The sequence below is a fragment of the Chitinophaga sp. genome (assembly GCF_035564935.1).
GTDB lineage: Bacteria > Bacteroidota > Bacteroidia > Chitinophagales > Chitinophagaceae > Chitinophaga.
In genome coordinates this window covers 1-3,456 of the sequence record NZ_DATMTE010000169.1, presented here as the reverse complement: position 1 = coordinate 3,456, position 3,456 = coordinate 1, and the positions used below count along the sequence as shown (strand labels likewise).

Below are 3,456 nucleotides of genomic sequence, written 5' to 3'. Positions count from 1 at the left end.
CAACAACATTCAAAAAAATCTACCGCGGTATCCAAACCAATATATAGGTAAATGTTTTTTTGTTTTTCCTGGTAGCTTCTTTCTGCTGACTATCTGATAAACTAATAAATACTTTTCCGGCTTACCCCGATCAATTCTTGTGAATCAGAAATTCAAACGGTCGTGCTTTACGGTTCTTTAAAAGATTTTCTTTGTCAGTACGCGCATGAGCAAAACGTTGATTGTAAACATTGGCCACCTCAATAATAGGTATAATTCCATCAAGCGTATCCTGCTGATCAACGATGTTCATGATCCTGGATACCTGTGAAGAGAAATTTGTGCTCCACTCTTCGGTGAACTTGTGCATTAACAAAAGCTCTCGATTGGTGTTGGTTTTCATAGGACTTAAGGGTGTTTTCTGATTAGAAAATAACGAAAAATACCGGCATCTCTAAAATTGGACTCCTCTTCTTTTTCAAAGAGATTAGTTGGCATAGGATTATTACTACCAAAATTGAATTTTATCCTGCACAAATCAATACTACTTCCGTGTAATTTTTATGTTTTATGTGTTATGCTTTTGTAAAACACGCAAAAAAGAGCAAGCGGTAAACTGCTTGCTCTTAATGAGTTATAAATATGTATTCGTATAGTCATACACGGGAGGCGCCATTAAAAGTGGTATAGCACCTTAATGGCATAGCACAACAGTATGATTACAGCCAGTTTTTACCGCTGAGATATTCTGCTATCTGCACTGCATTGGTAGCAGCTCCTTTGCGGAGGTTATCTGCTACTATCCACATATTCACTGTTTTAGGCTGTGTTTCATCCCTGCGGATGCGGCCCACAAATACTTCGTCTTTGTCATGCGCATCCTTGGGCATCGGGTATAAAGCTTTCGATGGATCGTCTACAACTATTACCCCCGGCGTTTTCTCAAGCAAAGCCCTCAGTTCTGCTGCATCGTATTCATTTTCAAACTCTATATTCACGGATTCGCTATGCCCCCCCATTACCGGAATACGTACAGTCGTAGCCGTTACAAGGATGCTGTCGTCCCTCATGATCTTTTTTGTTTCATTCACCATCTTCATCTCTTCTTTCGTATAGCCGTTATCGAGAAACACGTCTATCTGCGGAATAACGTTCAGATCTATCGGGTGGGCATAAGCCATTTCACCGGTTACGCCCTGTCTTTCATTCATCAGTTGCGTTACCGCTTTTACACCGGTACCGGTTACCGACTGGTAGGTAGATACCACTACCCTTTTGATTTTATATTTTTCGTGCAGGGGCTTCAGCACCAGCACCATCTGGATGGTAGAACAGTTAGGATTGGCAATAATTTTATCTTCCTGCGTAATAGCATCGCCATTTACTTCGGGAACTACCAGTTTCTTGGTAGGATCCATTCTCCAGGCACTGGAATTATCAATAACGGTAATGCCTGCTGCAGCAAATTTAGGCGCCCACTCCAGGGAGGTACCGCCGCCGGCAGAAAAGATAGCCACGTTGGGTTGCATGGAAATCGCCGTATCTGCACTTACCACCTTCCAGGTCTTACCCTTAAATGTTACTTCCTTACCAACAGACTTCTCAGAAGCCACGGGAATCAATTCTGTAACGGGAAAATTTCTTTCCGTTAACACCTGTAACATTTTTGAGCCTACCAGTCCGGTCGCTCCAACTACGGCAACTTTCATTTTGTTTTACATTTTTAATTTTGGAAGCCCAAAATTAACATATAGCCCCGGCTTTTCATAACAATAAGAGTTTTTTTTACCATTTACATGGCATTAACACCTTGTAACCGGTTGAACGTTAAGTTTGACAACTGTAAATCATTGTTTATGCGGTTAACCCTTTTTTGTTCCTCCCTGTTGCTGCTGTGTGCTGCCGGTTTTGCGCAAAAGCCGGCCATCTATAGTGTGGTGATTCACGAAATAATGCCCAAACCCTCTCCCGTAGTGGGATTGCCGCCATATGAATACATAGAGCTGCGGAATATCAGTGCAGCGCCGGTGCAGTTGAACAACTGGCGTCTTGCGGTGAATAAGCGGGAAGTACTGCTGCCGGACTATTTGCTGCAACCGGACAGTTTGCTGCTGCTCTGCGCCCCCGCCGCAGTGAATAGTTATAACCTTCCCAATATCAGGGGAATAGACCGTTTCCCTGCAGTAGCAGACGACAGCGCCCTGATCGTTTTGTACGACGCCTCCCGGAAAGTGATACATGCCGTAGATTATCACCAGGGATGGTATGCGGGCGGGAAGACCAGTAAAGGCGGCACCAGCCTGGAAATGATCAATACTGCTTTCCCATGCAGCGGTAAAGTGAACTGGATAGCCAGCACAGCTCCTGCCGGCGGTACGCCCGGTACTGCCAATGCTGCTGCAGGCAATGCTATCGACGCCGGCAAGCCAGACCTTTTGTTTGCAGCGCTTACAGACAGTATGCACGTATTACTGCAATTCAGCCGCACGCTGGATAGCGCAGTGGCGGCAGATCCTATGCATTATCAGCTGAGTGGCAGCATACATGTTACCGCCTGCCGGGTGACGCCTCCGTTGTTTAATTGTGTGGAACTGCAGCTGGAGGCTGCCATACAGCCAAAGGAAATATATACCGTTAACGCAACAGGGCTGCCGGACTGTAATGGTGCCGTCAGTAATGTGTACAACAGTGTTACACTGGGTATACCGCAACCGCCTGCCATAAATGACCTGCTGATTAATGAAGTGCTGTTTTATCCGCCGGCAGGCATTCCTGAATTTATTGAACTGTACAATGCCGGTGGAAAGGTGGTGAACGTAGATGAATTGCGGCTCTGCGCCCGCAGTGCTGGTGGCAGATTGGGTGTTTTTAAAAAGATGAATACCGGCGGCCGCCTGCTGATGCCGGGGCAATTGCTGGCGCTTACCACCAATAAGGAATTGCTGTGCGGTTACTACAGTTGCCATTCGCCGGGAAGTATCCAGGAAATAAGCAGCCTGCCGTCTATGCCGCTGGCCGGAGGCGACGTAGTGCTGCTGCGTGCAGATAGTATGGTGATTGATGAACTGCCCTATAGCAGCGGACAACACTTTCCGCTGGCCAGTGATCTGCAGGGCATTTCGCTGGAGCGGTTGGAATACGGGCTACCCGCCTCCGATGGCGCCAACTGGCACTCCGCGGCCGCTGCTGCCGGCTATGCTACTCCCGGATGGCTAAACTCCCAGCGCCGGGAGAATGCAGGCGATTCGCTGGATATTGTGTTGTTGCCGGAAGTATTTTCCCCTGATCACGACGGAACAGACGATATCACCAAACTCTCCTGGCGCCTGCCCGGGCCGGGTTTCGTTGGAAACATCACCGTTTACAACCTGCATGGAAAGCCTGTAAAGTACCTTGCCCGTAATATGTTGATGGGCAATACAGGATATTTGCCGTGGGATGGAATTGGAGAAAATGCAGTAGTTTTGCCGCCAGGGA

3 protein-coding genes are annotated in these 3,456 nt (G+C 47.3%); 1 reads left to right on the top strand and 2 read right to left on the bottom strand.

The window, feature by feature from the left end; all coding sequences use genetic code 11:
• Positions 1–130: 130 nt before the first annotated feature.
• Positions 131–382, bottom strand: a complete 252-nt coding sequence (locus VN105_RS04540) for a hypothetical protein (protein WP_079471700.1) — start codon at positions 380–382, stop codon at positions 131–133.
• A 316-nt stretch (positions 383–698) separates the two neighbouring features.
• The gene (locus VN105_RS04535) at positions 699–1,688 is read right to left on the bottom strand and encodes an aspartate-semialdehyde dehydrogenase (protein WP_325638362.1); all 990 of its coding nucleotides are present in this window, start codon (positions 1,686–1,688) and stop codon (positions 699–701) included.
• 147 nt (positions 1,689–1,835) lie between these two features.
• Between VN105_RS04535 and VN105_RS04530 the strand changes: the two genes are divergently transcribed.
• On the top strand, positions 1,836–3,456 hold a 1,621-nt coding region (locus tag VN105_RS04530; RefSeq protein WP_325638360.1), incomplete at its 3' end, for a lamin tail domain-containing protein.